General features: G+C 32.3%; 2 protein-coding genes and 1 pseudogene. All 3 read left to right on the top strand.

Features of this window, described 5'->3' with window-relative positions:
- Positions 1–323: 323 nt before the first annotated feature.
- The 3 genes and pseudogenes from PGC35_RS22005 to PGC35_RS21995 all read left to right on the top strand — a co-directional run bounded on the left by PGC35_RS22005 (position 324) and on the right by PGC35_RS21995 (position 2,365).
- Positions 324–775, top strand: a pseudogene (locus PGC35_RS22005) (helix-turn-helix domain-containing protein).
- Positions 776–874: 99 nt separating this feature from the next.
- Positions 875–1,375: a phosphoribosylanthranilate isomerase gene (locus tag PGC35_RS22000; protein WP_375220721.1), complete on the top strand. Its 501-nt coding sequence runs from the start codon at positions 875–877 to the stop codon at positions 1,373–1,375.
- A 630-nt stretch (positions 1,376–2,005) separates the two neighbouring features.
- Positions 2,006–2,365 (top strand): hypothetical protein, encoded by a 360-nt coding sequence (locus tag PGC35_RS21995; protein ID WP_375220720.1) that lies wholly within the window; start codon positions 2,006–2,008, stop codon positions 2,363–2,365.
- Positions 2,366–2,519: the final 154 nt, after the last annotated feature.

Raw genomic sequence — 2,519 nt, 5'->3', positions numbered from 1 at the left:
AATCGGATTCAAGGAAAACAAAATTGTCTTAGTAATGATTGAGAAAATTAGATATCCCAAAGAAGATTAAAGGAATTAATAATTATTTGAAGAGATTGTGAAGGAATGTACTTAAACTAACGGGTGCTTTAGTGAAAAATCGTTGTGCTTCTAGATGGTCATTTGTGGAATACAGGTGGGCTGTTAAAATGCTGAAAGTCGTCAATTATATGGGAACATTTTATGTGGCAACTTAAGGTTGCGCCTTGATGCACCTAGAACTAGCTTTACTTCATCTACTCACTTCTTTAATACTGAAATTGTAAGGAAAGGCGATGAGAAATATGATTTTTAGTGAACGCTTAAAAAGAGAAAGAGAAAAAAAAGCTGGTCACAAACAGAGCTTGCTGAAAAGATTCATGTTAGTCGCCAGTCCGTTTCAAAATGGGAGACAGGCAAAAACTATCCAAATATCGAGGTAATCATCGATTTGAGTGATTTATTTGGTATTACGATAGACGAACTATTAAGGAGTGATGAAGAGTTGAAAGAGAAAGTAATTCAAGATAGTAAGAAATTGGCGTATCCAAGGTGGAAAGTTTTGTTAGATAGTGTGTTTTTATTAGGTGCCTTTTTGTTAGTGTCAAAAATAATCATTATTGCATTAAATCACTTTTTCGGTACAAATATTCTTATACTAGAAGGCTTACCAAAAGTTGTTACTAATTTTTTACCACTAATTTTAATGGTTATTGGTGGCATTGGCAGCGATCAATTGAAAGATAAATATATTTGATTAAACGAGTTATTTTAGAATTAAAATCAAAGCATACAAAAACATCGAGATATACAAAACAAATGAATAACTACAAAAAAGCAAAAGGTGGAGGAACAAATGGAGAATAACAAGTTTAATGAGTTTATTAAAATAACAAAAAAACTAAATGAAATTGAAATTATTCCATTGTTAATGGGTTCAGTTGGTTTAGAAATAGTTACGGGTCAGGGGTGGGATGCCCAAGACTTAGATATTCATGTATCTGGAGATAAAAGAGGATGGGAAGTACCGCCTGAAATATCTATATTTAACTGGGATGATATTATGAAAATCATGATTTCAATGGAATATACCCTAATTGATTTGCATGAGCATGAGTTTTCTAAAAAAGGGTTATCCGTTGAATTTGGTAACATTGACACGTTACCAGATTTCGCAGGAGTACAATTAGAGGACTTAGAATTACATCAAAAGGGGGAAGTAAAGTATTATTTACTAAATCCTGAGCAATATCTATCTGTTTACGAGTCTTCATCTAAGGATAGTTACCGAGCAAATAAAAATAATGATAAAGATCTTAAAAAAATTGATTTCTTAAAAAGTATGATATTACAATGAATAAACATATTATTGTGCTAACGGGTGCTTTAGTTCAAGAATCGACTGTCTTTACAGGGTAGCTTTTTCTTATGGAACTAACGCAGCAGGTTAGTTCAAGAACCTATTATAAAAGTTATCCGTATAGGTATTAAGGGGATTATTAAGGAGTTTTAGTTATGTTGTGGGTTAAACCTATATGTATTATGTGATAAAGAAATTAAGGAAGATGACGTTGTTTTTGTAAAAATGCGTTACCCAAAGCGAAAAGGTATTACTGAGATAAAAGCTTATTTAAAAAAGAAGGCAAATTCATTTGTGAAGACTGTTTTAATAATAAATCCTACTAAACTTTATTCAAATAACGAGTTCTTTAGTGAACAAGACCATCATATTGATGGTCTATTTTTACGTCTAAAATATGTATGGAGACTTCGGCAATACATTGTGAAATGTTACACTTAAACTAACGGAGCAGTTTAGTTGAATAAGAAGGTTTTTTTACAATTCAGTTGAATAAGTTAATATATCTAAATTATTGAAATCAAGGAGTGCTTTACTTCAAGTCTGGGGGAGGCACTTTTTTCTTGAACTAACGAGGCAGTTTAGTTTACTGACAATTAAACAATAGTTCATTTCGGAGGTTGGATTATGGAAAAAGCAATTTACGACAATGAAAAAATCGATACGTTGAACAAACCCTTCTCGGTTTGTTGGTTAGTATATGGACCAAAAGACTGCTGCAATTTAATTGTCGGGGAAACAAATAAAGTTAAAAGTTACTGGGAAAGTCTTGATGTTAGTTTTGATTTTCAATGGTTTATTTTTGATACCAATGAGCAAATGGAATTAGGCATTAAGCGAATAGCAAGTGAACCTACTCCGTTTACCACCTGGATGCTATATAAGGTAGAAGATTGCAAAAACGGCAAAATTCCAGATGAAAAATTTGGAGTAAATCTTGGGAATCCAAGAGAGTTATGGCTCTTTAAGGGAATGGACGAGACATAAAAACAAGAAATTACTTCAACTAACGCAGCAGGTTAGTTGAAGAAGGATTCTTTGTAGGGAAAGCGAATACTAGATAAGCTGTTACTATTATAGAACTTTTTAAGGGAGAATTTTATGGGTTATAAAATTGTTTTCTTCGATGTGGATGGGACTA

Source organism: Psychrobacillus sp. PGGUH221 (assembly GCF_042055255.1).
Lineage (GTDB): Bacteria > Bacillota > Bacilli > Bacillales_A > Planococcaceae > Psychrobacillus.
The sequence above is the reverse complement of the archived record's forward strand: the minus strand, read 5'-3'. Positions and strand labels throughout refer to the sequence as shown.